The organism is Companilactobacillus nuruki, assembly GCF_002872255.1.
GTDB classification, from domain to species: domain Bacteria; phylum Bacillota; class Bacilli; order Lactobacillales; family Lactobacillaceae; genus Companilactobacillus; species Companilactobacillus nuruki.
The window spans coordinates 94,113-118,302 of sequence record NZ_NIPR01000001.1; the positions used below are offsets into that span (position 1 = coordinate 94,113).

Consider the following 24,190-nt stretch of genomic DNA (forward strand, 5'->3'; position numbering starts at 1 on the left):
CAATAATATACTTTCTTGTTTAAAACAAAAATACCTAGTAATAATCAAAGTACAATTATCACTAGATATTTTGATTTAATGTTCCCAAATTAACCATATTTTTCAGTTTTTAAACCTCGTACTCTATTTCATAAGGGAATTTATTACTGTCATATATCGAAACAGTATACTCAATCAAGTCCCCAATATCATTGTAACCATATCGAATCCGCTTTAACGCGGTTTTGGCTTTGGTCTGCAAAAGTTTTTGATCATCTTTTGACAAATCCGTTACGCTGAAAGCATCCTTAAATTTATATGGTTCTTTTCCATTATCTTGAAGAAATTTGTATAACGACTGATAACTTAACTTTTCAGCTTGATTTTGGAGATTAATATTAGGTAAATAATGCTCAACTATAATAAATGGTTCATTATCTAAACGATAGAGACGTTTAATGAAAATTATATTTTGATTTTTGAATCGATCTTTTAAAGGAGTATCGTCTGAATTTACCGCCGTTATTTGTAAAATATCTTTAGTTAAAGTTCCTTGTTCATTAACGATCGATGAATAAGACTTTGCTTTAGATAATTTATTAAATAAATTATTACTAATAACCCTCGTACCAATTCCACTCTTTTTGACGAGATAACCTTCAGCAACCAATAGTTCAACCGCTTTACGGACAGTTATTTTACTGACGTCATACTTTTTCTCTAAATCATTTTCAGTAGGAATCAACGTCCCTACTTCATAAGTGCCGGATAAAATATTCTTTTTAATATCTTCAGCGACCTTTTGATATAAAATTTGTGTTGCCATATAAGCGATTCTCCGTTTATTTAATTTGTTTGTATATATTATAGTATTTCTAATACTAATAAAACCATTATTTTGTGAAAGCAAATTATTTTTTCTGTTATCATCAATAAAAAAACATCCCATTTCTGGAATGTTTACCAACCGTTATTTAAATGATGTCCCTGCCTTTACAAAACTAACAGGTAATACTTTTTTATAATTCTTCTTAATTGGTGATCCATTGATCATCTCAAGGAGGATTGTTACAGACGACTTAACGATTTCATCAACTGGTTGTCTAATAGATGACAAACCTATCGGAGTATTCATCGAAACACTGGAACCATCAAACCCAATTATCTTAACTTTGTTCAAGAGATCTTTATTGATTGATTCTAAAGCATTCTGGATTATTGTTCCATACTCATCAGTTACAGAAAAGATGCCATCGAATGGAATATCTTCTGTAGAATAATGCGACTCAATGTAGTTTTTATACTCAGCTCGATAATTATCTGTCAATGAGGCTTCAAACACATCTACCGGATAGTGTTTGCTATTTATGTAGTCTGTAAAACCCTTTGTCCTTAGGTCAGTCGCATTAGCATGATTAACTTTTCTTCTTAAGAGAAGGAATTTTCTAGATCCCATTTCAATTAATTTTTGAGCAGCTAATTTACCACCATTATAATTATCGCTAGTTATTAGCGGAACGTCTTCAGAAACATAACGTTCAATTGAAACCAGATTCAAATTTTTCCCTATATTGATAAAATTATAAATATCTGAATAGGACATAGTAATAACACCTGAGACTTGATTCAAAGAGGCCATCTTTAATATTTCCTCTTCTTCAGCTGGGTCATTCTGTGAATTAGCTAAAATCATTCGATAACCATTATGATTCAATTCTATTTGCATTTTATAAACTAATTCAGAGAAAAACGGTGTCCAACTAGTTGGGACAATCAAAACAACCGTAGAGTTTTTCGACGTCTTGAGTTCTCTAGCCTGTAAATTAGGAACATAGCCTAGTTTATCAATTGCTTCTTGTATCTTTTTTTTAGTCTTATCTCGAACATTTTGACCATTAATATAGTTAGAAACTGTTCCACGTCCTACACCAGCCTCTTTGGCTACATCATTCATTGTTGGTTTTTTCATAGTTGTTAAATATACGATTCTCTAATGTATGCAACCTCGCTCAAACTACCTCGTATATTTTTATCCTCCAATGTATTCAATAAATTCATGAAATGAGCGTAATTGTAATTTTCAGAATTGAAAGCATTGAATAATTTTTGTTTGAGATCCAAACTCATGTAAGCTCGTTGAAGTCTGGCCCTCATTTCAGCAAAAACATCTTCCTTGTTATATTCATAAATTACCTGATCGACTTTTCTACCTTGTGGAATGATTTTATCAGGATCATCCGTATTGAATGTTAGAACTTGTTTATGGTCATCCCAATAGAAAGTAGTCTTAGCAATTTTCTCACCAACATGCTCAATCATCTGAAACTTGCCATCTGCTCCACTGAAGATCTCAACACTGATATTTACGGGTAATTTACCATTACTCATATAATCCCTGTTGGTTATGATCAAACTACCTTTCTTAACAAAAACTGGCATCTGATCACTGTCACGATAAGTCTTAACAACAGAACCTCCATCATATGGCAAATGACTAAAGTAATCTACCCAATTTCCTTCTGGTAACCATGTATCACTAAAAGCGGTTTGAGTTGCTTCATCATGCGGACTCGTAATTGGTGAAACTAGCATTTCTGAGCCAAAATAATATTCATTTTTATGAGCATACGCATTTTTGTCATTAGGATAATTATAATATACCGGTTTATTAATTGGTACACCGTTAATATGGGTTTGATAATTTGCAGTGTCAATATATGGTAATAGTTCAGATCTTAAGCGTAAAAACTTTTCTTGAGATTTTTCAAAATCTTCACGATAGTTCCAAGGCTCTTTTCCCGCAAATAAATTATTTGAAGAATGAAGTCTGTTGATTGGACTGAATATTCCAAATTGTACCCATCTAGTAGCTAATTCTGCATCAAAATTACCACGCATGTGTCCACCAATGTCATGACTCCACCAGGTATATCCGATATTAGCGGCCGTTGAGGTAAAATATGGTTGAAAATCCAATGATCTCCATGAAATCACAGTATCACCAGAGAATCCTAATGGATAGCGATGTGAACCTGGGCCGGCATATCGGCTCAGAATTATTCCATTCCCATTATTCCTCTTATTATTATCATTATAATGATAATGATTTAACAGCCATAGAGGGTCCATTTTATCAGCTGTTCGTGCAACACCTTGTTGCCAGTCGATCCACCAGAAATCTACACCTTCATCTTCCATTTTATGATGGACATCCTTAAAGTAGGCCTTTTTAAACTTTGGATTCTCAAGATCGAACGAAGCTGGCTCTTCTGCGGTCGTATTTAGTCCCATAGTTTTAGCTACAGCTTTATAGTCATCTTCAAAGGCTCTGATTCCAGAAGCAGGATGTACGTTTAATGATACTTTCTTACCGTCATCATGAAGCCACTTCAATAACTTCTCATGATCTGGGAACAGTGCCTTATTCCAAGAATAACCCGTCCAACTTGAACCATATTTTTGAGGAATGTCATGCCTGTGCCAATCGGTATCAATTATTGAAACACTTATTGGGATTTTTTTATTATCAAATCTTTGCATTAATTTCTTGTATTCATCTTGAGTATATGGATAAAATCTACTCCACCAATTGCCTAAAGCAAATCTTGGGATCATGGGAGTTGGTCCTGTCAGCTTATAAAAATCCGACAATGTGGCTTGATAGTCACGTCCATAACAGAAGAAATAACCATCGGTAACTTTATTTGCTCTTGGAACATATGAATCAGTATCTTTAATATAAATAAATGACTTCGAATCATCCAGATAGCTATAACCATCTTTGGACATGATGCCATCTTCTAGTGGAACTTGACCATCGGCGTGATCGAGAGTCCTAGTAGTCCCCTTCAAATTTTGATGTCTTTCATCATTGTTAGTCCCGAAGTACCATCTATTCTGATACAAAGCATGTGCCTTTGCGGCATCAATATAGAGAGATTCCGGAGTAAATTTTCCACCGTCATAATATAAATGAAAAGAATCGGTAATTATTTCAAGTTTATGACCATTATTATCTGAAATCACTTTAACCTTTGGCTCGTCAAAGTCTCTATTAACAACTGTTTGAGAGGGACGATCTTCAAACTTTCCAGCAGGATCTTCTTCCAATCTAATCAGTGAATCGGTGATCACTGTAAATCTGTATGTATCCCCTGTAACGACTTTATTCATGATCATTCGTCCTCCTCATCGTCGTCAACTTGAAATTCATTAACATATTGCAACGCATTACGTGATTCAGTAATAATCTCATGTATACGGTCAACAGATATATATTTATCCGCACTCTCTAATGCGAAGGCTAAAACTACAGGTAAGTTCATTCCAGTAATTATATGTGTATGTGATCTCGTCCGATAAGGAAAAAACTTCTGATTAACTGATCCAGCTAACATGTCAGTAAAAACAATGATTTCAGTATCATCGTCGGTTTTTTCAAACATTTCTTTTACGTTTTCTTCAATCGGACTGCCATCGACGTAAGCATCCAAGACTTGTACATTATCTTGTTTTCCAGCAATGAACTCTAAGGTACTTTTCAAACCTGAAGCCATGTGATTATGTGATGCGATAATAATTTTTCTTTTCATTATATAAAATCCTCTAATCTATTTAGTTGGCATTACACCTAAAATTCCAGTAAATGAACCAACTAAGGATAATACGATCAATGCAACGATGATCTTAGTGGGTGTCCAGAATTTTGAATTCAACATCTTATAAACTAAGTATGTTAAGCAAACTGGCAATAATGCAGGCATAATATTATTAAAAATTCCAGTTTGAACTGACAACTTAACTTTACCTGTCATAAATGTTAATGGCGTATAAACCTTTACTACTGTAGCTGCTAATGTTCCAACAACCATTAAACCTAATACTGAAATTGCATCAGTGAATAATGATAATTTGTCACCAAACTCGGTAACAAGTTTGACACCAGAGTTATAACCTACATCGAACAATTTTAATCTGATCCAAAAGATAATTGCGCCAATTAAAATCCAGGCTAAAGCACCTAAAGGATTACCATTAATTGCCATATAACCTGAAATAGATCCCATAACTGTTGGCAACAATACCCAAATAATGGTATCGCCAATTCCAGCAAATGGACCCATTAAAGATGTCTTCAATGCTTGAACCGCGTCTTTAGACTTGATCCCATCCTTTTCTTCCATAGCAGTGGTTGCACCTAATATTATGTTTGCCATTGCGGTTGTAGTATTGAAATATTTAAAATGATTATCCAACGCTTGAACATACTCATCGTCGTCTGGATATATCTTTCTAAGTAACTTTGAGAATGACCAGACAACTGATGTAGCTTGTTGAGTTTCATAATTAAAAAGTGCTGATCCCATAAACATCCATCTTAAAATGGCATGATGACGATCTTTTTTCGTAATTTCAACCTTCTTATTTCCTGCCGTAATAGTAGTAGTCTCGTCTATTTTACTCGTCATAATCGTCATCCTCTGTTTCTTCGTTATTTGAATCTACATTAGCAGTTGATGCCTTTGCTTCTGATTTACTCAACCCAACTTTGTAAACGATAATTGAGGCCGCAGCTCCAAGAATTGAAATACCAATAATTGGTAATTTTAGATATGCACTGAATACGAAACCAATGAATACCGCCCAAATGTATTTCTTAACTGGCATGTAATGCATTAATAAAGCAATACCTAGAACCGGTAGCATTCCACCGGCAATATTTAAACCATTTGTTACCCACTTTGGAATAATAGCTAAAATTGCGTTAACAGCTTTGGGACCAACAGAAACGATAATTGTCATGATAATGGCGTTCTTCAATGCAAACATCAACGGCCCGACCAATCCGATCATCCGCATTTTTTCAAATTCATGCTTGTGAGCATATGTCTGCATTCTATGTGCAACAAAGTTATTTAGAATCTTAACTAACACATCAAAATTAATTGCTAACAAGCCAACTGGCAATCCAACAGCAATCGCTGCAGTTAATCCTGAACCAGTTCTTGCTGCTAAGAAAGTTCCGACCAATGCTGCAAGTCCATAATCAGGAACAGAGGCACCACCTAAACCAGCAACACCTAGCGACATAAGTTGGAACGTTCCACCTATGAGCAAACCTGTCTTCAAATCGCCCATAATAAATCCGGCAATCATACCAGTTGTTACAGCCCAATAATTGACAATCGTTATACCAAGATTATCAAGGGTTACATATGCCGCTAATAATACGATCAATATATTCTGAATAATTTCAATAGACATAATTATTTTCCCCTATACATATTAATTAAATTCATGACCCTTAATGGCTTTGTCAAAATCAATTGATGCATTCTCCGGTATGTATTGAATTCTTACAGGTACACCACGTGATTCTATTTCTTTCAAATCATCAACCTCTTTTTGATTCAATGAAACAAACTTACTAATATTAGTTCTACCATCTTCAGCGAAGACGATTCCTAAGTTAACACTAGGGATTTCTACCCCAATGTCCAGCAATTTAATTAACGTTTCAGGTTCTTTAACAATTACAAATACCCTCTGTGAATCGTATTTCCCATTTCCAAAATTAGTAAGGGCTTTTTCCGTATCAATAACACTCATACCAGTACCAGCCGGTTTAGACAATTTCATTGAATCTTTGATCTCAGGCTGATGACTTACCGTATCATCGATTACCATAAATCTTTTAGGATTTAATTTTGAATTCCATTGATTAACAACTATTCCATGAATCAAACGTTGGTCAACTCTTGCATCTATAACTGTCATCCTTGAACACCTCATTTTATTTTTTGGAAGCACTTTCATTTACACTTTTATTCTAGTTGGAACGTTCCATTTTGTCAATGAACTTTTTTATTTAAAAAAAGACCTGTCTGAAACTAATTTATTTGCACAAAAAAAACATCAGTCTAGCATCAAATTAGCTAGACTGATGTTTTTTCGATAAACCAAAATTATTTTAGCTTAGGCTTTCCTTACTCAACTAATGAAAAACTATTATCGGTAAGTTTGAACTTGTCTTGTAAGTTATCTGTTAAGCGCACTGTTCTATTTTTATAAACAAAGATCAAACCTATCTTATTGTCATTCAAAAGTTTTATCGTTCCATCATAATTATTATAAAAACCTAGGCTCGACCAAATTTCTCCATCAATTGATTTTGGACTGACAACCGTTACTCCCATCAAGTCGGTTTGTACGGGATATCCAGTCTTGGGGTCCATTATATGATGATAAGTATGGCCTTTTTTATTTAGAAATCTCTCATAAATTCCTGAGGTAACAACCGAATAATCCGGTATTTTCAAAATTCCTAAATAATCACTACGTGTATCGAATGGTGATTGAACACCAACGCTCCAGTTTCCATCATGAACGCCAGGTCCAACTAGCAAAACGTTACCGCCCAAATCAATAATTCCTTGATCAACACCTGATTCTTTCCACAATTTTTTAATTGCATCGGCAATATAGCCCTTGGCTATCCCGCCTAAATCTAATTCCATACCTTCATCAAGTAAGAAAACCGATCTGTCCTTATCATTTAAGATAATTCGTCTAGGATTTATTAATTTTAAGCGACTTTCAATCTCTTTATCACTAGGAACCTCAGCATCTGAAAATCCGATATGCCATAGTTTTACTAAAGGACCGATTGCTGCGTTAAAACCTTGATTTTTTTGACTAACTTCAACAGCTTCTTTTACTAAGTCATAGCTTATTTTAGAAACAGATACAGCAGCTTTGCCGGAAGCGTAATTTATAGACATTATTTCTGACTTAGTGCGATTAACTGTCAAAAGATCTTCGCAATACTGAATCAAATCATAGGCTTTATCAAGAGCTGGTACTTGCCCTTCTTCAAATACTGTTAGTTTAATTTCTGTACCCAAAGCATGATAGGTTTTAGTAAATTCTGACATAATAAGACTCCCTATGACGAAAAATTCTTAATTCAAAAAAATTTTTTATGCTTCTACTGGTTTAGCATCTTTCAAATAATCCAAACCTGCTTCACTGATCAAAGCATCGGTCTTCTTTGTATAATCCTTGATTTGCTCATCCGTCCAATTATAATATTCGGCCATTTCTTTAATAACACCAGCTTCAATATTCTTGATTTCAGTATGATTGAATATCAAATTATTAGTACGACGGAAGAGATAATCTTCCGGTGTCAAAGCCATTTCGTTTTCCATTGAATAACGTAAACTCAATGTTTCTGCTAAACTCAAACCTTGAATTGGAGTTGTTGTTTTAGCATCAGCAATAACTTCATCCGTATTTGAGCCAAAGATGTTGGCCATCTTTTCAGCGCCAATAGGATCAACACCGGCAGCAACAGCTTTCTTAGCATAATTCTCAAGTTCTGCTTCAGCATTATTTGAATCAAAATCTCCACCAGAAACTTTGATATTAGCCGAATCAACTGGTTTGTAATCACGAGCATATTGCGTATTCATGATTTCAATAATCATCTTCATCGCACCATCAGCCATCTTACGATAGTCAGTTAATTTACCACCAGCTAAAGTGATCAAACCATCATCCGCGCGTTTCAATGAACTACCTCTTGATACTTGAGAAGCAGTTAATTTATGGCTACCAGAATCACTTGCACCTGAAACTACATCTGGTTTGTCTTCTTTCTTCTCATCTGGAGCAGATTCTTCAGCAACCAATGGTCTGACACCGGCCCAGCTAGATTCAATATCATCAAGTGTGATATGGGCATCAGGATATTTCTTATTGATAATATTAAGTAGATAATCAACATCACTCTGTTCAACCTTAGGATGTGTAAGATCACCCTTAAAGTCTGTATCAGTTGTACCAAAGTAGGTCTTACCATCTCTTGGAATTGTAAAGATCATACGACCATCATTAGTTCCTGAACCAAAGTATGTTGGCTTTGGAACGTTCAATCTAGATTGATCAACAACTAAATGCACACCTTTGGTTGGACGCATTTGAGTTTTCTTCTTGTCATGATTCTCATCCAAGTCTTTAACAAAGTCTGACCATGGTCCTGAAGCATTAAGTACTATTTTTGCCTTAATATCAAACTCTTCACCACTGACCATGTCCTTGACAGTCATACCGCAGACATTGCCAAATTGATTATGAATAACTTTGACAGCCTTCATACGGCTAACCATTAAGCCACCTAAGTCATGTGCCTTCTTAATATTCTCAATAACTAGACGTGAATCATTATTCAAATAATCTAGATAGATACCACCACCGGCTAAGTTCTCAGCGTTCAATTGTGGTTCTAATTTCAATACTTGTTCTTTGTCCAAAGTATAGTTAGCATATTTCTTTAAATGTTCTGACTTATTGATTCCTGCCAAGCGATCATATAAATCCATTGCTACTTTAACTGAAAACATTGAAAATGTCGTTCCAGGTTCATCATATATTGGTAGTAACATTGGATCTGGTCTAGTTACGTGCGGTGCAACATGCTGAATGACTGCACGTTCTTGGACTGTATCAGATACAACCTCAACATCGAAACTCTTAAGATATCTAATACCACCATGAACTAGTCGTGTTGATCTAGATGATGTACCAGCTCCAAAGTCTTGCATATCGATCAAAGCCGTTCTCATACCTGCGGCACTAGCTTGTAGAGCAACACCTGCTCCGGTAATACCACCGCCAATGATTAATAAATCAAGTCTTCTAGTTTTTAATTTTTTTATTTCTTCTGCTCTACTTTTAATTGAAAATGTCATAGTCTGTCCCTCGTTACTACGCAATAGATAATTAATTTAATTACCTGTAACGCAATTAATTTTTAAAACTTTGTGCTGCTTTAATAGCACTCTGCCAGCCTGTATACAAATGTTCACGTTCATCTGCATCCATTGCTGGTTTAAAGATCTTACCAGTTGCATGGATCGTCTTAAGATCGTCAACATCTTTCCAATAACCAACACTTAATCCGGCCAAGAAAGCTGCACCAAGTGCAGTCGTTTCAAGATTGGCTGAGCGATCAATTTCAGTATCAAGAATATCTGCTTGAAATTGCATCAGATAGTCATTGTTGGCTGCTCCGCCATCGACCTTTAATTTGGCAATATCGATACCTGAATCTATTTTCATTGTGTCGATAACATCTCTGCTTTGATATGCCAATGATTGTAAAGTAGCTTTGATAAAGTCTTCTCTAGTTGTACCTCTTGTTAGTCCAAAGACAGAACCTCTTACATCAGAGTCCCAATATGGAGCACCTAAACCAGTAAATGCCGGTACAACATAAACTTCGTTTTCATTAGTTGATTTCTCAGCTGCCGCTTGTGACTCAGAAGCATGTTCAAACAGTCTCATTCCATCACGTAACCATTGAATTGCTGAACCCGCCACATAGATACTACCTTCTAAGGCATAGTGCATTTTGCCATCTATACAATAACCAATTGTTGTTAGTAAGTTATTAGCCGATATTTTTGGAGTATCACCGGTATTCATAACAACAAAGGCACCTGTTCCGTAAGTATTCTTAACCATGCCAGGTTCAAAAGCTAATTGACCAAATAATGATGCTTGTTGATCACCAGCCATCCCAGAGATAGGAACTTCACTGCCGTAAAAATGATAATTTGCTGTGTGTCCATATATTTCAGAATTAGATTTTACTTCTGGAAGCATTTTCTTAGGAATGTTCAACATCTTTAAGATGTCATCATCCCAATTTAAATCGTTAATATTGAATAACATTGTACGACTAGCATTTGAATAATCAGTTACATGTACCTTGCCACCAGTAAGTTTCCATACCAACCAAGTATCGATCGTTCCAAATAATAGCTCGCCTTTTTCTGCTCTCTCTTGAGCTCCGGGAACTTGATCCAAAATCCACCGAATCTTAGTAGCTGAGAAATACGCATCGATGACTAACCCAGTTTTCTCATGAATTTGGTCCTTATAACCTTTTTCAATCAATTGGCTTGCAATTTTAGAACTTTGACGTGATTGCCAAACAACTGCGTTATAAATTGGTAAACCTGTTTCTTTGTCCCAAATAATGGATGTTTCACGTTGATTAGTAATTCCAATACCACTGATTTGACTAGGCTTTACACCTGATTCAATGAATGCATCGGCAATCGTTGAAAGAACGCAATTCCAAATTTCATTAGCGTCATGTTCAACCCAACCCGGTTGTGGAAAATGTTGTGTAAATTCCTTTTGAGAATCTATCACTTTATTCCCTTCGTGATCAAAAATCACTGCTCTTGTACTAGTTGTACCTTCGTCAATTGATAAAATATATTTTTTTTCTGTCATTTTAACCTCTCCATATAGGATTTACGAAAGAGGTGTGACTATCTTAGTAGTCCCACTATTACCATCAAAGTGATGATAAATACTAAGTTAATTTTTATTAACTCCTAACATAAATCTAAAGAATTCTCCTAAATTAATTCAATTTTCTTACCAAGAACTGCTTGGGCTTCATCCATCAACTTCTTAACAATTTCACCAGCTGGCAATGATTCATGAATCATACCTGAAATTTGACCACTGAATACTAAACCATCTTCAACATCATCTTTTTGAACAGCGTTTCTCAATCCTTCGTTCATAACTGAATTAAATTCATCACGTGATACTTGGTCCAATTCAAGTTCTGTCAATTTAGAAGCAATGTTGTTCTTAATAATACGTGAAGCATCCTTAATGGTTGCTCCAGCAACGACTGTTGATGTATCAGTAGCATCAATAACTAATTTTCTCCAGTTATTACCAACAGGACTTTCTTTAGAAATTGAGAAGATCGTTCCACATTGAACACCTTTAGCTCCAGCAACAAAGGCGTTTACAACACCACGGCCATCACCGATACCACCAGCAGCAATAAGTGGAATTGAAACAGCATCAGCAATTTGTGGCCAAAGTGTTTGTGATGTTAGAACACCAATGTGTCCTCCACCTTCCATACCTTCAGCAATAACAGCATCGGCACCCATTTCTTCCATCTTCTTAGCAATCTTAACGTTTGGAATAACTGGACAAACTTTAATTCCAGCGGCTTTCAAGTCTTTCATATATGGCTTTGGTGTACCTGCACCAGTTGTGACAACCTTGACACCCTCATCAATAACGACCTTAACAACCTCTGGCGTATTAGGGTCCATCAACATCAAGTTAACGGCAAATGTATTCTTAGTTAGTTTCTTAGCTTTTTGAATTTCAGCTCTTACTTGTTCAGCTGTTTTACCACCAGCAGCGATGATACCAAGTCCACCACCATTTGATACAGCGGCTGCCAATTCTGCAGTAGCAACTTCTTGCATAGCGCCTTGAACAACTGGGTATTTAATATCTAATAATTTACATACTTCATTCATTTTGAATATCCTCCAATATTGAAATAAAATGATAACCAAATCCATAAATGAAATTCATAGGTTTAAAATTCATTTTCATTTACCTAGGCTAAATATTGAAAATGGATTTTGATTTACAATAAATTTATTTTTGCAATCGTTTACCTTTGAAAAACGTTTTTAAATCTCTCGAGCGCTCCTACAATTTATGATACAATCGATATTTCAATTTGCAAATTACCATCAAATTTTAACTATTTATTACACATACAAGAATGCTGGTTCATAGGCATTTCAGTTTTTAAATTTTGAAAGCGTTTACTTTCTTTTTGACCATAATTAAGCCTGATATAGTGGGGAAATCCTTGATACAATTGGGCTAAAACTATATATAACCTATAGTTATTGAATAAATAATAAAATGTAAATGTTTTTTTATTTTATCACTATAAAAATAAACTAATTATTGTTAATAATCATTTAACTCAAAATATATTTAATTATTCAGTTCACATATACATAACCTATAGTTATTCCTTTCATATCTTAAACTTATTGTTCTAAGTTTTAATAGTTATAATTTATTGTTTTTGGTTCATATTATAGTTTGTAAAAGATTTATATATTGTATTTCATTTTCTATAAATAAAACGTTATACTGAATTATAGGCAGTTGGTATTTAAAATTTTATTTTCATGAATCAAGATCTTAAGAAATCCATCATAATTTTATTAAACAATTCTTGTTGCTCAGACATCACTATATGTCCTGAGTCTGGTACAACAATTGATTTGCCTTTTTTACATAGTTTAGCTGAGGCAGCAGCGTGTTCAGAAGACCAAAAAGGACTCTCTTTACCTGACATAAAAAGTACTGGTACTGAAACCTCGCCGATAACATCTCGCCAATCTTGAAAAGCATGATCGTACAACAAAGGACGATTTAAATCATAATCAAACTTGCGTCCCTTCTGAACTGATTTAACTAATTGGTATGTTTGATCATCAATATTACGATAGGTAGTGTGAACGTGATACATTTCCTCAGCTGCTTTAGGAAAATTATCCCAATTCAAATCTAGTAATCCATAAGGCCAGGTTTCATCAGAAATCATTTTAGGAGATTGATCGACACTGATAATTTTTTTGATTCTTTTATCTCCATAAAGGGAACAATAAGCCCAAATAGTAGCTGCTCCCATTGAATTGCCCATCATGTTGACCTTATCCAGTTTCAAATAATCCAATAATTCAGAGATATCTTTTCCTTGGCGACTCATGCGCAAACCTTTGGTCGTTGTTTGTGAACGCCCATGGTTTCTACGGTCTAAATTAATGACACGATAATATTGACTCAATATTTCTACCTGAGATCGCCAGATTTCTTTATAGCCAGCATAACCAGTCATAATAAGTATTGGCTCTCCTTGACCGATATCGTCATATTCCAGTTTTATACCATCACTCGTTACAAATTGCATTGTTAAGCCTCACATTTTCTTTAGTTTTTAATTCATTTTAATAAAAATAATTAAAACTACTGCATAATTTTTCGTTATAGTTTGTTTTTGTACACGTCTTTGTAAGCGTATACAAAAGTGAACTAATCTCTCACTCTTGAAAGGGGAACTACCATGGACATCCATCAAATACAATATTTAATTACCATCGTTGATAACGATTTTAACCTAACTAAAAGTGCTCGGATTTTGAATGTTTCACAGCCAGCATTGAGCAAACTAATTGCTGAATTAGAAAACGTTGAACAAATTCAAATTTTTACTCGAGGAAAAGGTCGTATAACGGGCCTAACTCCAACTGGTGAAGATCTAATTAGACACGGCCGAACTATTAGTCAGGATTATGATAATTTAGTCAAAAGCATTCATGAACGTGCCGATTTAAAATCCGGTACAGTTAAAGTAGGTATTGCCCCCGTCATCATTTCGACAGTTTTTAATCGTGCCATTCCAAAATTTATTCAAGAAAATCCAGATATTGACCTTCAAATTGTTGAAAATGGTGCCTATGAATTACAAAAAAAATTAATTCTTCAAGAAATTGATTTAGCTGTCTTGGTATCCCCCGCAACTTATCCATCCATTCAAGAAAAACCAATTTACGATAGTTCGGTATCTGTTTGGTTTAACAAAAATCATCGTTTTCACGATTTCAAAGGACCAATACCTTTTGAAGAAGTTGCTAAAGAAAAAATTGTTACATTAGATGATAGTTTCATGGTTACTTATCAAACCAACCAAAAATTTAACCAAAAGAAACTAAATCCAAACTACTTCTTTAAAACTAGATCTTGGGACTTAATTTTGAATATTTGCCAAGAAATGGACGATGCCGTTGGTATTATCGCATCACCAATCGGCAGAAATTATTCTGGTACAAATATTGAACATCGTGACTTCAATCCTATTTTCCCTTGGAGAATCAGCATTTGCAATATGAAGGACGTCTATCAAAACACAGTTGTTAAATACACCCAAAATTGGTTTGTTAACTACTTCAAAAACGAACAAAACAAAAATTTATAGTAAAAATGTCTAATTCGCATTCACGAATTAGACATTTTTTGTTTGGTAGAAAAAGTAGTCCGATCGTTTTACTATACTTTTTACCTAGCCATCTTTAGACAGTAACTCCAACCTTTTTACCTGGATGATTTTCTACACTACCCATTAATGGTTCTTCAAAAATACGTGGGTCCATATATCGTAAATCAGCGCTAATTTGTGGTTTAAAGTCCATATGATCAAGAACATCTTTCTGTAAATCAATTCCGGGAGCAATTTCGATTAATTCAATTCCCCCGTCAACTAATTTGAAAACAGCACGTTCTGTAATATAGTAAATATTCTGCTTATTTGCATGAGAAACTGGCCCTGAGAAGGTTATCTGTTCTACATTCTTAACTAATTTATTGAATTTTCCTTCTTGAATAATATGTAGTTTGCCATCCCTAACCTCTTCTTTTAAACCACCAGCAGTAAATGTTCCGGTAAAGACAACCGTTGGTGTATTTTGAGTAATATTGACGAATCCACCAGTACCAGCAATTTTGGGACCAAATTTAGAAACATTAATGTTTCCTAGCTCATCCAATTCAGCAAGTCCTAAGAAAGTAATATCAATACCACCGCCATCATAAAAATCAAACATGTATGGTTGATCAATGGTTGATTCTGGAGAAATTGCACAGCCAAAATCGCCACCACCCATAGGCACACCGCCAAATGTACCTGGTTCTACTGTAGTTGTGACATTTTCAGCTGCTCCTTCTTCTTTCAAAATCAAAGAAACAGTTTCTGGATATTTACCAATACCGTAGTTAACAATATTATCATCATCGCATTTGTACATTGCAGCACGTCTAGCAATAACTTTTTTTGCACCTAGCGGTACATTAATAGCACCAGCAGCCTTAACAACAGCTTGGTTAACGTAATCTGGATTAAATTGAGTATCTGTACTTTGTTGTGTCATCGTTACGTCAGATGTCTCAACAACATAGTCAACCAATAGTCCAGGAATTCTAATATCCTTAGGTTTCATTGAACCTTTCTTCAAAATTCTCTTAACTTGAACAAAGACCTTTCCTCCATTATTATGTGCGGCCATAGCAATTGAGGTTGATTCAAGGGTCAATGGCTCATCATCAAAAGTGATATTCCCATCTTCGTCCGCATAAGTTCCACGAAGAATTGCAACATTGGGCTTTGGTACTTCATAGGCCAAATAATCTTCACCATGAATCTTCATTTTGGAAACTAAATCATCTTTTTTAGCAGCATCATTTAATTTTCCACCTTCAATGTCCGGATCAACAAACGTACCCAAACCAACTTTACTGATTTGAATAGGTTTATGTGCAGCTGAATCACGGAAGATCTGCGACATGACACCTTGTGGAAAGTTGTAGGCTTCGAAATCATTATCAGCAACCAATGGTTCTAGTTTTGGTGCCAAAGCCCAATGTCCACCGACCAAACGTCTCAACAAACCTTTGGCAGCAAAATTATTAGTTCCTCTTTCCTTACCATCGCCAATACCCGATGCATGCCATATTTCTAAAGCCTTTGGATGACCTTCTTTATCATATCTTTTACGAATATTCTCTAGAATCTCTTCAGCAACATCCGAACCCAAAAATCCTTCCAAAGCAATGGTTGCATTATCAGGAATAAGCTCTGCAGCCTTTTCACTGTTAATAAATTGTACAGTCATTAAAAAACACCCCATCCTTTTTCAACTCGTCAACCACATACCTACTGCTCCGAAAGTTATAGGTAAGATGTCAAACGAACAATATTATGGTCTCAATTTCATTAATTTATCTAAATCTACGGTATCAATATCAGCTCCTGGAACCTCAAAACCATTTAACTGCATGAACTCTCTTCTAAATTCTGCATAACCAGTTAAATCGCTATTAAAATTGTCTGGCGTAATCTTTTCCATTAATTCTGAAACCTTTGTTTGAATATCTTCGCGTTGTTCCCAAGCATCCGGACGCAAACGACCACGATCATCAATCTCCCGACGGCCTCCATAAACCATGTCACGGAATAGGCGGTCTTTGTGCATAATAGGTGTTTCATGAGTTCCGGTCTCTTCTTCAATCTTATAAAGTGCAATACAATACATAGGAAAAATAGGAATAACAACGGATGCTTTTGTCGTAACAGCGCGTGATACGGAAATTAAGGCTTCACCATTAATGTCTTTGATTTTTTCTTGAATCTTATGAGATGATTCTTCAGCAGCATCTTTGGCAGCTCCCAAAGTTCCTTCATGGTAAAAATCATAAGTACTCTTAGGTCCGATATATGAATAAAGAATTGTTTTAAATCCTTCAGCTAAAACTCCAGCCTCTTTCAATTCATCTACCCAAATCTCCCAATCTTCGCCACCCATAACATGTTTAGTAGCTTCTACCTCATCTGGCGTAGCAGGATCAACTGTCTGCTCAAATAGCTTGTTCTCCTCCAAATTAATATTTTCACCAGTTACAGGTTTACCAACAGTTTTGATAACTGAACGCCAAGTCTCATCAGGATCATTTGGATTAGTTCTCTTTGGTGCAGCAACTGAGTAAACTAGAAGATCAATTTTACCGCCAAAACTATCTTTGATATATTGAATAACTTGACTCTTCATATCCTGAGCAAAAGCATCACCAATAAAGTTCTTACCAATCAATCCTGCTTTTTCTGCTTCTTGACGGAAATAAATGTTGTTATACCAACCGGCAGTTCCGAGCATACTTTCATCTCGTGGTGGGCGTTCGAATGAGACTCCGATCGTGTCAGCTCCCTGACCAAAAGCTGTTGTAATTCGACTAGCAAGTCCATAACTCGATGATCCTCCAATAATCAAAGCCTTCTTGGCACCCTCATATTTACCTTTACCTTGAACATAAGCTATTTGATTGAGTATTTCTTGACGACATCCCTCTGGATTGACTGAACGAGCAACATTTCCTTTGAGTTTCTCAGTGATATTTACCATTGAATCTGACATTTTCAACTCCACCTTTTTAAATAAATTAATAGAATGAATGAAGTCAATTATTATCTTTTAACATTTGATTGAAAGTACTCGCTGGTATTATGAGTTTTCAAATGTTTTTTGATAATCTAAAATGATTTCGCTCAATTCGCTTGAAAACCTCGATAGTTAAATCACATTGTGACATCTATAACTATCTTCACTTATTAATGTAAGCCTTTACAGTTTTTCTAACCAATATTACTTGTTCATTTGAGTTATAACGTTCAGTTATAATCTCGCTATATCAGTATCTACAGCCTTTTAAAAGTAAAATAGACAACAATATATTGATTATTGTAATATCTTGCTATTATTTAGTAACTCAAGGAATCAAATTATGATCATTTTGAATGATGCTCAGTCTTTAATTTCAATAATTGGTTTTATCATATAAGTAAAAATCATACCCTCTATAATAAATTATCAATAGTTTCACAAACGAATTACATAGAAATTCCTTAGTTTTCTATGTATACTTTGTTTGTAAGCGCACTCATTGTGAATTTGGAGGAAATTATTATGCACGATAGCTTAGCTTTGCAGCTAGTTGGTGAATTCATTGGGACACTAGTTTTGATTCTTCTAGGTGATGGCGTTGTAGCAGCTGTTTCATTAAAAAAATCAAAGGCTTACGGTGCTGGTTGGATCGCTATTGCACTTGGTTGGGGATTAGCAGTTACTTTGGGTGTTTATTGTTCGGCCTTTCTAAGTCCAGCTCATTTGAACCCCGCTGTGACTTTAGGAATGGCTATTGCTGGACTATTCAAATGGTCATACGTCATTCCTTATATGATTGCTCAAACTTTAGGTGGTTTAGTCGGAGCCATTTTAGTTTGGATCAATTATTATCCTCATTGGAAAGAAACCGAAGATTCTAATGCTATTTTGGGAACATTCGCAACTGGTCCTGCCATTAGAAACTATCCAATGAATTTCATTAGTGAGTTTATTGGGACATTGGTTCTAGTTTTTGCACTACTAGCCTTTACACGTGGCAAATTTACTGATGGTCTAAATCCTATGGTTGTTGGTGTTTTGATAACAGCAATCGGATTCTCACTTGGTGGGACAACTGGTTATGCTATTAATCCAGCCCGAGACCTAGGACCTCGAATTGCTCATCAGATTTTACCTATCGCTAATAAAGGTAATTCAGATTGGGCATATAGTTGGGTTCCTATTCTTGGTCCCTTAGCTGGTGGAGCTGTAGCAGCATGGTTATATATGTTGATACCTTAAATTTCAAAAAAAAATACCTTCAAGGTTAAATCCCTGAAGGTATTTTTTTTAAGCTTACAATCCAAAGAAGCCTTTAAAAACAAAGATTCCGACAATTGCACCAGCAATCGGTGCTATAACTGGGACCCAACTATAGTTCCAATTAGAGCTTCCCTTGTTAGGTACTGGCATCAACGCATGTACAATTCTAGGACCCAGATCACGAGCCGGATTCAATGCGGGACCAGTCGGACCACCAACCGACATAACCAAAGTGGTAATTACCAAACCTACACCGATATTAGCAAAATCGATATTTTGTTTGAAAAACATTCCACGATATAATCCCATCGCGGCAAATGTAAGAATAGCAGTGCCAATTGCCTCGGTCCAAAATCCATTCATCGTACTTCCTGCTGTATCTCCAGTTGAGAATGTAGCAAAAATTGCTCCTTCATTCTTAGTTCTCTTATAATATGGCCAATAAATTACTAAAATCAACAACTGACCTACCATTGCTCCTAAGAATTGAAAAAGAATATATGGCATAACTTTTGCCCATGGAAAAATTCCAGCCGTGGCTTGCGCAATTGTGATTGCAGGATTTAAATGATTTCCCGAAATCGATCCAAACATCATCGCTGGTATCATAACACCCAGACCATATCCCACAGCTATAAATATCCAACCACCATTGGCCTGACCATTTTCTCCATTACCAGTGGTGTCTTTTAGGAATGAATTGGCAACAGCACCATTCCCGAATAATACCAAAATCATAGTTCCAAAAAACTCTGCAGCAAAACGAGCATCCCAAGTTCCACTCATTATTAAAATACCCCCAAGAAGTTTTTACCAAGTCAAAATATAGATCAATAGTTTATTTTTTAGAGTTGTATCAACTTGGCAAACTGAACTATAACGGAGAAATTCCTCAACGTAAATATTGATATTTATTCATATTAGCAATTACTATAAGTTATATATAAAGATAGCATTGCTTTGATAGCGTTTACATTTATATATTCTGATTTTTTTCACAATTTTTTAGTGAACAAAAAATTTTTCACGAATTTGAAACCGCCTATTTTCGGCGTTTTCAAATTATACTTTTCAAGTCTTAATTTGCTTTTCAAAAATAATTATTTAATATAGGTCTCGAAAGTACTTGCTGGTAACTAGAAGGGATGTTACTAACATGACAGAATTAACAGGCACAAAAGATTTTCAAAACGTATTACTAGAGGCTAAAGACGGTATCGCTACTTTAACAATTAACCGTCCTAAATCATTGAATGCTTTGAATTCAGATACATTAACTGAAATCGGTGAAGCACTTGATGTTGTTAAGACTAATGAAGATAGCGTTAAAGTTCTAATTATTACAGGTTCCGGAGAAAAGGCATTCGTTGCTGGTGCAGATATCTCTCAAATGAGAGACATGAACTCTATTGAAGCCGCTGAACTTTCTAAATTAGCTCATAATTCATTTGGTAAAATCGAAAACTTAAAACAATTTACCATTGCCGCTGTCAACGGATATTGTCTAGGTGGTGGACTTGAATTAGCCTCATCATGTGACATTCGTATTGTTTCAGAAAAAGCTAAGTTTGGCCAACCAGAAGTTACATTAGGAATTGTTCCCGGATTCGGTGGTACACAACGTCTGACACGTCTTGTTGGCCGTGGCAAAGCCAAGGAAATGATTGCTACTGGTACAATGATCGACGCTAAAGAGGCTTATCGTGTTGGTATTGCTGATGAGGTCGCTGCCCCTGAAGAATTAATAAACAAAGCAACTGAAATTGCTCAAACAATCATGAAGAATGGTTTAATTGCTGTTGGAATGGCTAAATATGTTATCGACCGTGCTGCTGATTTGCCACTTGATACAGCCATCGATTTTGAAACTCAAATGTGGGCTCAAACATTTGCTACTGAAGATCAAACTGAAGGTATGACAGCATTTCTAGAAAAACGTCATGCTAATTTCCCTGGTAAATAAATTTAGTTTTCACACCATATAATTACGTAGAAACATCAAAGATAGCCCGTTAACTATAACTGGGCTATTTTTGGCATCTAGAGCCTAAATCCTTCTACTAAAAATAAGCAGCACTAGCGATTGATCTTAATTACTAGTGCTGCTTATTAACGTTAAGGAATTGGACATAGGTCCATATTTATTTTTTGGCTGGCATAATTTGGGCTTCTCCTTCAGTTACCTTTTCACCATCTTGATTAGTTACAATTGTTGAGAGAGTGACAATTTGAAAATGAGCTTTTTGCTCAACTTTCACTACTGTAACAGTTGCTACTAGTACATCCCCAAAATAAACTGGCTTATCAAATCTCAAGCTCTGATTCAGATATATTGCTCCAGGTCCTGGCATCTTAGTACCTAAACAAGCTGAAATCATTCCTGCCGATAGCATTCCATGAGCAATACGCTTATGAAACTGAGTACTCTTAGCAAATTCTTCATCGACGTGCATAGGATTATAATCTCCAGTTACTTTGGCGAAAGTATTTACATCATCCTCAGTTATACGCTTAGAAACTGATCCAGACATTCCAACCTTTAATTCGTTTTCGTAAAAAATTTTATAATTTTCCATTATATGCAGCCTCCTATTAAATGTGATTAATATCACATCTTTCATCATCTATTATCTCGGTAAGCGCTTACATATAACAAATACAAGTTTTTTATAGCTGCTATAACGAATTGAAATACCCACAAAATTATGACAATTTTAACCATATTTATGAAAATCGACTTTTGTAAACTCCTTATTTAATTGGTTTTATTAAAAATAAATAGTTAATATTCAACCATTTTCAGTATTTTGCTGAATTAGCTTTATCACAACTTTGTAAGCGCAATCTTAACCATTGACTTTTATCATGTAAACTTAAATAATTGAATTGATATTCAAATATGGAGGGTATTTCTATGAAACAGCGTTATATTGGTGAAACTAATTGGCAGGCATCTGCCGTTGCTTTAGGAATTATGAGAATGAATAATTTAGATGCTAATCAAGCTGCTAAGGCTATCGATACTGCTTATGATAATGGAATTGATTATATCGATTCAGCCGATATCTATGGTAATGGTGATTCTGAGAAAGTCTTCGGCCAAGCATTAAAATTAAGTAGCGTTAAACGTGAGGATCTTTATATTCAATCTAAGGGTGGTATCATTCCTGGAGAAAGATATGATTTTTCCAAACAACATTTAATTGATGCTGTTGATGGATCATTGGACCGATTAGGAATCGACTACCTAGACTCTTTCCTACTTCATCGCCCCGATCCGCTCATGGAACCAGAAGAAATCGCCGAAGCCTTTGATGAACTACAGGCAAGTGGCAAGGTCAGACATTTTGGAGTATCTAACTTTAACCCTGAACAATTCAAGTTTGTCCAAGAATCCGTTGATCAAAGATTGATGATCAATCAATTGCAATTTAGTATCATGCATACGGGAATGATCGATTTTGGTATGCATACAAATATGGCTGATACTCGTTCAATTAACCATGACGGTGGTATTCTTGAATTCTCTAGACGCATGGGTGTAACCATTCAGGCATGGTCCCCATTCCAATACGGTATGTTTGCCGGAACCTTCATAAACAATGATCAATTCCCTAAACTAAACGATAAATTACAGGAGTTAGCTGTTAAATACGACGTAAGTAAAAATGCCATTGCTACCGCTTGGATTCTTAGACATCCTGCCAATATTCAAGTAATCATCGGAACAATGAATCCTGAACACATTGCAGATAGTGCCCAAGGTGGAGACGTTGACCTTACAAAACAAGAATGGTACGACATATATTTTGCTGCTGGAAACGATTTACCATAAAAAAATTAATTACTTTAAAAGGCCTAAGATCAGTCCATCAAGGATTGATTTTAGGCCCTTTATTATTTTTTCCGTATATACGTCATTAGTTATTTCTTGTGATAAATTTCCCGAAAAGTTATGATGAAGTCAGAAATAAAAAAAGATTAATTATTTAATTAATCGGTTAAGAAAGGGATGTTGTATATGCTACATGCTATATGGGTTATCATCATCGGAGGTATTATTGGCGTTATTGCCAGTATGATTGTCAACCGAAATATGCCTCTTGGTTGGATTGGAAATGTTATTGGTGGCTTATTAGGAGCTTGGTTGGGTGAGAGTCTTTTAGGAACATGGGGACCAAATGTGGCCGGAATGGCAATTTTCCCAGCAATCATCGGCGCCTTGATTGTAGTTATCTTAATCTCTTGGGCTTTTAGAAGTTTCCACCATGCCTAGTGAAGATCAACTATGAAAAAATTTACTAGATTTTTTCTAATTTTATTAGCCTTGTTGGGAATCATCCAAACCATCTGGTTCATCTCCATTACCTATCCTCTCAACCCAATATTAAAATTTTTCAATAGCTTACCGATAAAGAATATTCCAACAAATTACATAGCACTGGGATTTTCTGTCGTAACCGGATTTGTCTTTTTATTTATCTTAATGTATGGACTATTCGCAATATCTTCATACAATGATTTAAGTTTTAAATCTGAAAATGGAAAATTGAAGATATCAAAAACTTCTATCGAAAAAATTCTAATGAATAAGATAAAAGAAAATTCATCTCTACACGATATCGACGTTAAAGTTAAATTATTAGGCAAAAAACATGCCGCTAAAACGACTATTTCCGCTAAAAGCAGTAGAAATTCTAATCTAACTCAGCAAGGAGAACAGGTAAAACGTTTAGTTGCTGAGCAATTGCATAACGATTTAGGAATTCCGGTTAAAAAGACTATCGTTAATTTATCACCAAATGTTCAAGATAATACTACACGCGTAATATGAGGTAAATATTATGAGAAGAAGACTATTAGGATTTCTGGTAGGTAGCCTGTTAGTTATTATCTGGATTACACTTGGCTTCTTGAATCTAATATTAATTATTGGAGCTGGTCTAATCGGATACCTAATCGCTGCCTTAACCGGAAGTGAGCAAGATAAAGAAAGTTTAAGATCAAAATTAATAAAAATCTTACAATTGAAGGAGTAG

At 35.2% G+C, this 24,190-nt stretch carries 23 protein-coding genes; 7 read left to right on the plus strand and 16 right to left on the minus strand.

What is annotated here, in order from left to right; translation table 11 throughout:
• Positions 1 to 109: 109 nt before the first annotated feature.
• The 12 genes from CBP76_RS00480 to CBP76_RS00535 all read right to left on the minus strand — a co-directional run bounded on the left by CBP76_RS00480 (position 110) and on the right by CBP76_RS00535 (position 13,810).
• Positions 110 to 805 carry a GntR family transcriptional regulator gene (locus CBP76_RS00480; RefSeq protein WP_102194965.1) on the minus strand — a complete coding sequence of 232 codons (696 nt, stop codon included), beginning with the start codon at positions 803 to 805 and terminating at the stop codon, positions 110 to 112.
• 144 nt (positions 806 to 949) lie between these two features.
• Positions 950 to 1,948 carry a LacI family DNA-binding transcriptional regulator gene (locus CBP76_RS00485; protein WP_102194966.1) on the minus strand — a complete coding sequence of 333 codons (999 nt, stop codon included), beginning with the start codon at positions 1,946 to 1,948 and terminating at the stop codon, positions 950 to 952.
• A gap of 5 nt (positions 1,949 to 1,953) precedes the next feature.
• A complete protein-coding gene (locus tag CBP76_RS00490) occupies positions 1,954 to 4,152 on the minus strand; it encodes a glycoside hydrolase family 31 protein (protein WP_102194967.1) in 2,199 nt (732 codons plus the stop codon).
• 2 nt (positions 4,153 to 4,154) lie between these two features.
• Positions 4,155 to 4,571: a PTS sugar transporter subunit IIA gene (locus tag CBP76_RS00495; RefSeq protein WP_102194968.1), complete on the minus strand. Its 417-nt coding sequence runs from the start codon at positions 4,569 to 4,571 to the stop codon at positions 4,155 to 4,157.
• 18 nt (positions 4,572 to 4,589) lie between these two features.
• Positions 4,590 to 5,447 (minus strand): PTS system mannose/fructose/sorbose family transporter subunit IID, encoded by an 858-nt coding sequence (locus CBP76_RS00500; protein ID WP_102194969.1) that lies wholly within the window; start codon positions 5,445 to 5,447, stop codon positions 4,590 to 4,592.
• Positions 5,437 to 6,243: a PTS mannose/fructose/sorbose/N-acetylgalactosamine transporter subunit IIC gene (locus CBP76_RS00505; RefSeq protein WP_102194970.1), complete on the minus strand. Its 807-nt coding sequence runs from the start codon at positions 6,241 to 6,243 to the stop codon at positions 5,437 to 5,439. The genes CBP76_RS00500 and CBP76_RS00505 overlap by 11 nt, the downstream gene beginning before the upstream one ends.
• A gap of 21 nt (positions 6,244 to 6,264) precedes the next feature.
• Positions 6,265 to 6,756, minus strand: a complete 492-nt coding sequence (locus tag CBP76_RS00510) for a PTS sugar transporter subunit IIB (RefSeq protein WP_102194971.1) — start codon at positions 6,754 to 6,756, stop codon at positions 6,265 to 6,267.
• A gap of 209 nt (positions 6,757 to 6,965) precedes the next feature.
• A complete protein-coding gene (locus tag CBP76_RS00515; protein ID WP_102194972.1) occupies positions 6,966 to 7,913 on the minus strand; it encodes an FAD:protein FMN transferase in 948 nt (315 codons plus the stop codon).
• Positions 7,914 to 7,958: 45 nt separating this feature from the next.
• Complete coding sequence (locus CBP76_RS00520) at positions 7,959 to 9,731, minus strand: FAD-dependent oxidoreductase (RefSeq protein WP_102194973.1); 1,773 nt, start codon at positions 9,729 to 9,731, stop codon at positions 7,959 to 7,961.
• 55 nt (positions 9,732 to 9,786) lie between these two features.
• Positions 9,787 to 11,286 (minus strand): glycerol kinase GlpK, encoded by a 1,500-nt coding sequence (glpK, locus tag CBP76_RS00525; protein ID WP_102194974.1) that lies wholly within the window; start codon positions 11,284 to 11,286, stop codon positions 9,787 to 9,789.
• Between the two features lie 128 nt (positions 11,287 to 11,414).
• Complete coding sequence (locus CBP76_RS00530; RefSeq protein WP_102194975.1) at positions 11,415 to 12,350, minus strand: nitronate monooxygenase; 936 nt, start codon at positions 12,348 to 12,350, stop codon at positions 11,415 to 11,417.
• A gap of 680 nt (positions 12,351 to 13,030) precedes the next feature.
• Positions 13,031 to 13,810, minus strand: coding sequence for an alpha/beta fold hydrolase (locus CBP76_RS00535; protein WP_102194976.1), 780 nt, complete (start codon positions 13,808 to 13,810; stop codon positions 13,031 to 13,033).
• 153 nt (positions 13,811 to 13,963) lie between these two features.
• Here CBP76_RS00535 and CBP76_RS00540 point away from each other — a divergent pair, with 153 nt between their 5' ends.
• A complete protein-coding gene (locus CBP76_RS00540; RefSeq protein WP_102194977.1) occupies positions 13,964 to 14,875 on the plus strand; it encodes a LysR family transcriptional regulator in 912 nt (303 codons plus the stop codon).
• Between the two features lie 94 nt (positions 14,876 to 14,969).
• On the opposite strand, the gene CBP76_RS00545 is transcribed toward CBP76_RS00540, so the two are convergent.
• Together CBP76_RS00545 and fabV are read right to left on the minus strand one after the other, a co-directional pair.
• Complete coding sequence (locus CBP76_RS00545) at positions 14,970 to 16,565, minus strand: acyl CoA:acetate/3-ketoacid CoA transferase (protein WP_102194978.1); 1,596 nt, start codon at positions 16,563 to 16,565, stop codon at positions 14,970 to 14,972.
• 84 nt (positions 16,566 to 16,649) lie between these two features.
• On the minus strand, positions 16,650 to 17,861 hold the full coding sequence (gene fabV / locus CBP76_RS00550) for an enoyl-ACP reductase FabV (protein WP_166667133.1): 1,212 nt from the start codon (positions 17,859 to 17,861) through the stop codon (positions 16,650 to 16,652).
• 549 nt (positions 17,862 to 18,410) lie between these two features.
• On the opposite strand from fabV, the gene CBP76_RS00555 reads away from it, so the two are divergent.
• Entirely contained in the window at positions 18,411 to 19,130 is a 720-nt protein-coding gene (locus CBP76_RS00555) for an MIP/aquaporin family protein (RefSeq protein ID WP_102194980.1), read from the plus strand.
• Between the two features lie 54 nt (positions 19,131 to 19,184).
• On the opposite strand, the gene CBP76_RS00560 is transcribed toward CBP76_RS00555, so the two are convergent.
• Entirely contained in the window at positions 19,185 to 19,937 is a 753-nt protein-coding gene (locus tag CBP76_RS00560; RefSeq protein ID WP_102194981.1) for an MIP/aquaporin family protein, read from the minus strand.
• Between the two features lie 370 nt (positions 19,938 to 20,307).
• Between CBP76_RS00560 and CBP76_RS00565 the strand changes: the two genes are divergently transcribed.
• Complete coding sequence (locus CBP76_RS00565; RefSeq protein ID WP_102194982.1) at positions 20,308 to 21,114, plus strand: enoyl-CoA hydratase-related protein; 807 nt, start codon at positions 20,308 to 20,310, stop codon at positions 21,112 to 21,114.
• A 178-nt stretch (positions 21,115 to 21,292) separates the two neighbouring features.
• Here CBP76_RS00565 and CBP76_RS00570 read toward each other — a convergent pair whose 3' ends face one another.
• On the minus strand, positions 21,293 to 21,727 hold the full coding sequence (locus tag CBP76_RS00570) for a MaoC family dehydratase (RefSeq protein WP_102194983.1): 435 nt from the start codon (positions 21,725 to 21,727) through the stop codon (positions 21,293 to 21,295).
• 338 nt (positions 21,728 to 22,065) lie between these two features.
• Between CBP76_RS00570 and CBP76_RS00575 the strand changes: the two genes are divergently transcribed.
• The 4 genes from CBP76_RS00575 to CBP76_RS00590 all read left to right on the plus strand — a co-directional run bounded on the left by CBP76_RS00575 (position 22,066) and on the right by CBP76_RS00590 (position 24,190).
• Positions 22,066 to 22,986: an aldo/keto reductase gene (locus CBP76_RS00575; RefSeq protein ID WP_102194984.1), complete on the plus strand. Its 921-nt coding sequence runs from the start codon at positions 22,066 to 22,068 to the stop codon at positions 22,984 to 22,986.
• A gap of 186 nt (positions 22,987 to 23,172) precedes the next feature.
• Positions 23,173 to 23,427 (plus strand): GlsB/YeaQ/YmgE family stress response membrane protein, encoded by a 255-nt coding sequence (locus tag CBP76_RS00580; protein WP_102194985.1) that lies wholly within the window; start codon positions 23,173 to 23,175, stop codon positions 23,425 to 23,427.
• Positions 23,428 to 23,439: 12 nt separating this feature from the next.
• Positions 23,440 to 23,985 carry an alkaline shock response membrane anchor protein AmaP gene (amaP, locus tag CBP76_RS00585; RefSeq protein WP_102194986.1) on the plus strand — a complete coding sequence of 182 codons (546 nt, stop codon included), beginning with the start codon at positions 23,440 to 23,442 and terminating at the stop codon, positions 23,983 to 23,985.
• Positions 23,986 to 23,995: 10 nt separating this feature from the next.
• Entirely contained in the window at positions 23,996 to 24,190 is a 195-nt protein-coding gene (locus CBP76_RS00590; protein ID WP_102194987.1) for a hypothetical protein, read from the plus strand.

Excerpts from the sequence above, each read along its gene's own strand:
- CBP76_RS00580 (WP_102194985.1), top strand. The coding sequence starts at position 23,173 with ATGCTACATGCTATATGGGTTATCATCATCGGAGGTATTATTGGCGTT.
- CBP76_RS00575 (WP_102194984.1), top strand. The coding sequence starts at position 22,066 with ATGAAACAGCGTTATATTGGTGAAACTAATTGGCAGGCATCTGCCGTT.
- CBP76_RS00505 (WP_102194970.1), bottom strand. The coding sequence starts at position 6,243 with ATGTCTATTGAAATTATTCAGAATATATTGATCGTATTATTAGCGGCA.
- amaP (WP_102194986.1), top strand. The coding sequence starts at position 23,440 with ATGAAAAAATTTACTAGATTTTTTCTAATTTTATTAGCCTTGTTGGGA.
- CBP76_RS00535 (WP_102194976.1), bottom strand. The coding sequence starts at position 13,810 with ATGCAATTTGTAACGAGTGATGGTATAAAACTGGAATATGACGATATC.
- glpK (WP_102194974.1), bottom strand. The coding sequence starts at position 11,286 with ATGACAGAAAAAAAATATATTTTATCAATTGACGAAGGTACAACTAGT.
- CBP76_RS00540 (WP_102194977.1), top strand. The coding sequence starts at position 13,964 with ATGGACATCCATCAAATACAATATTTAATTACCATCGTTGATAACGAT.
- CBP76_RS00480 (WP_102194965.1), bottom strand. The coding sequence starts at position 805 with ATGGCAACACAAATTTTATATCAAAAGGTCGCTGAAGATATTAAAAAG.
- CBP76_RS00545 (WP_102194978.1), bottom strand. The coding sequence starts at position 16,565 with ATGACTGTACAATTTATTAACAGTGAAAAGGCTGCAGAGCTTATTCCT.
- CBP76_RS00590 (WP_102194987.1), top strand. The coding sequence starts at position 23,996 with ATGAGAAGAAGACTATTAGGATTTCTGGTAGGTAGCCTGTTAGTTATT.
- CBP76_RS00490 (WP_102194967.1), bottom strand. The coding sequence starts at position 4,152 with ATGAATAAAGTCGTTACAGGGGATACATACAGATTTACAGTGATCACC.
- CBP76_RS00500 (WP_102194969.1), bottom strand. The coding sequence starts at position 5,447 with ATGACGAGTAAAATAGACGAGACTACTACTATTACGGCAGGAAATAAG.
- CBP76_RS00570 (WP_102194983.1), bottom strand. The coding sequence starts at position 21,727 with ATGGAAAATTATAAAATTTTTTACGAAAACGAATTAAAGGTTGGAATG.
- CBP76_RS00520 (WP_102194973.1), bottom strand. The coding sequence starts at position 9,731 with ATGACATTTTCAATTAAAAGTAGAGCAGAAGAAATAAAAAAATTAAAA.
- CBP76_RS00530 (WP_102194975.1), bottom strand. The coding sequence starts at position 12,350 with ATGAATGAAGTATGTAAATTATTAGATATTAAATACCCAGTTGTTCAA.
- CBP76_RS00555 (WP_102194980.1), top strand. The coding sequence starts at position 18,411 with ATGCACGATAGCTTAGCTTTGCAGCTAGTTGGTGAATTCATTGGGACA.
- CBP76_RS00510 (WP_102194971.1), bottom strand. The coding sequence starts at position 6,756 with ATGACAGTTATAGATGCAAGAGTTGACCAACGTTTGATTCATGGAATA.
- fabV (WP_166667133.1), bottom strand. The coding sequence starts at position 17,861 with ATGTCAGATTCAATGGTAAATATCACTGAGAAACTCAAAGGAAATGTT.
- CBP76_RS00485 (WP_102194966.1), bottom strand. The coding sequence starts at position 1,948 with ATGAAAAAACCAACAATGAATGATGTAGCCAAAGAGGCTGGTGTAGGA.
- CBP76_RS00565 (WP_102194982.1), top strand. The coding sequence starts at position 20,308 with ATGACAGAATTAACAGGCACAAAAGATTTTCAAAACGTATTACTAGAG.
- CBP76_RS00515 (WP_102194972.1), bottom strand. The coding sequence starts at position 7,913 with ATGTCAGAATTTACTAAAACCTATCATGCTTTGGGTACAGAAATTAAA.
- CBP76_RS00560 (WP_102194981.1), bottom strand. The coding sequence starts at position 19,937 with ATGAGTGGAACTTGGGATGCTCGTTTTGCTGCAGAGTTTTTTGGAACT.
- CBP76_RS00495 (WP_102194968.1), bottom strand. The coding sequence starts at position 4,571 with ATGAAAAGAAAAATTATTATCGCATCACATAATCACATGGCTTCAGGT.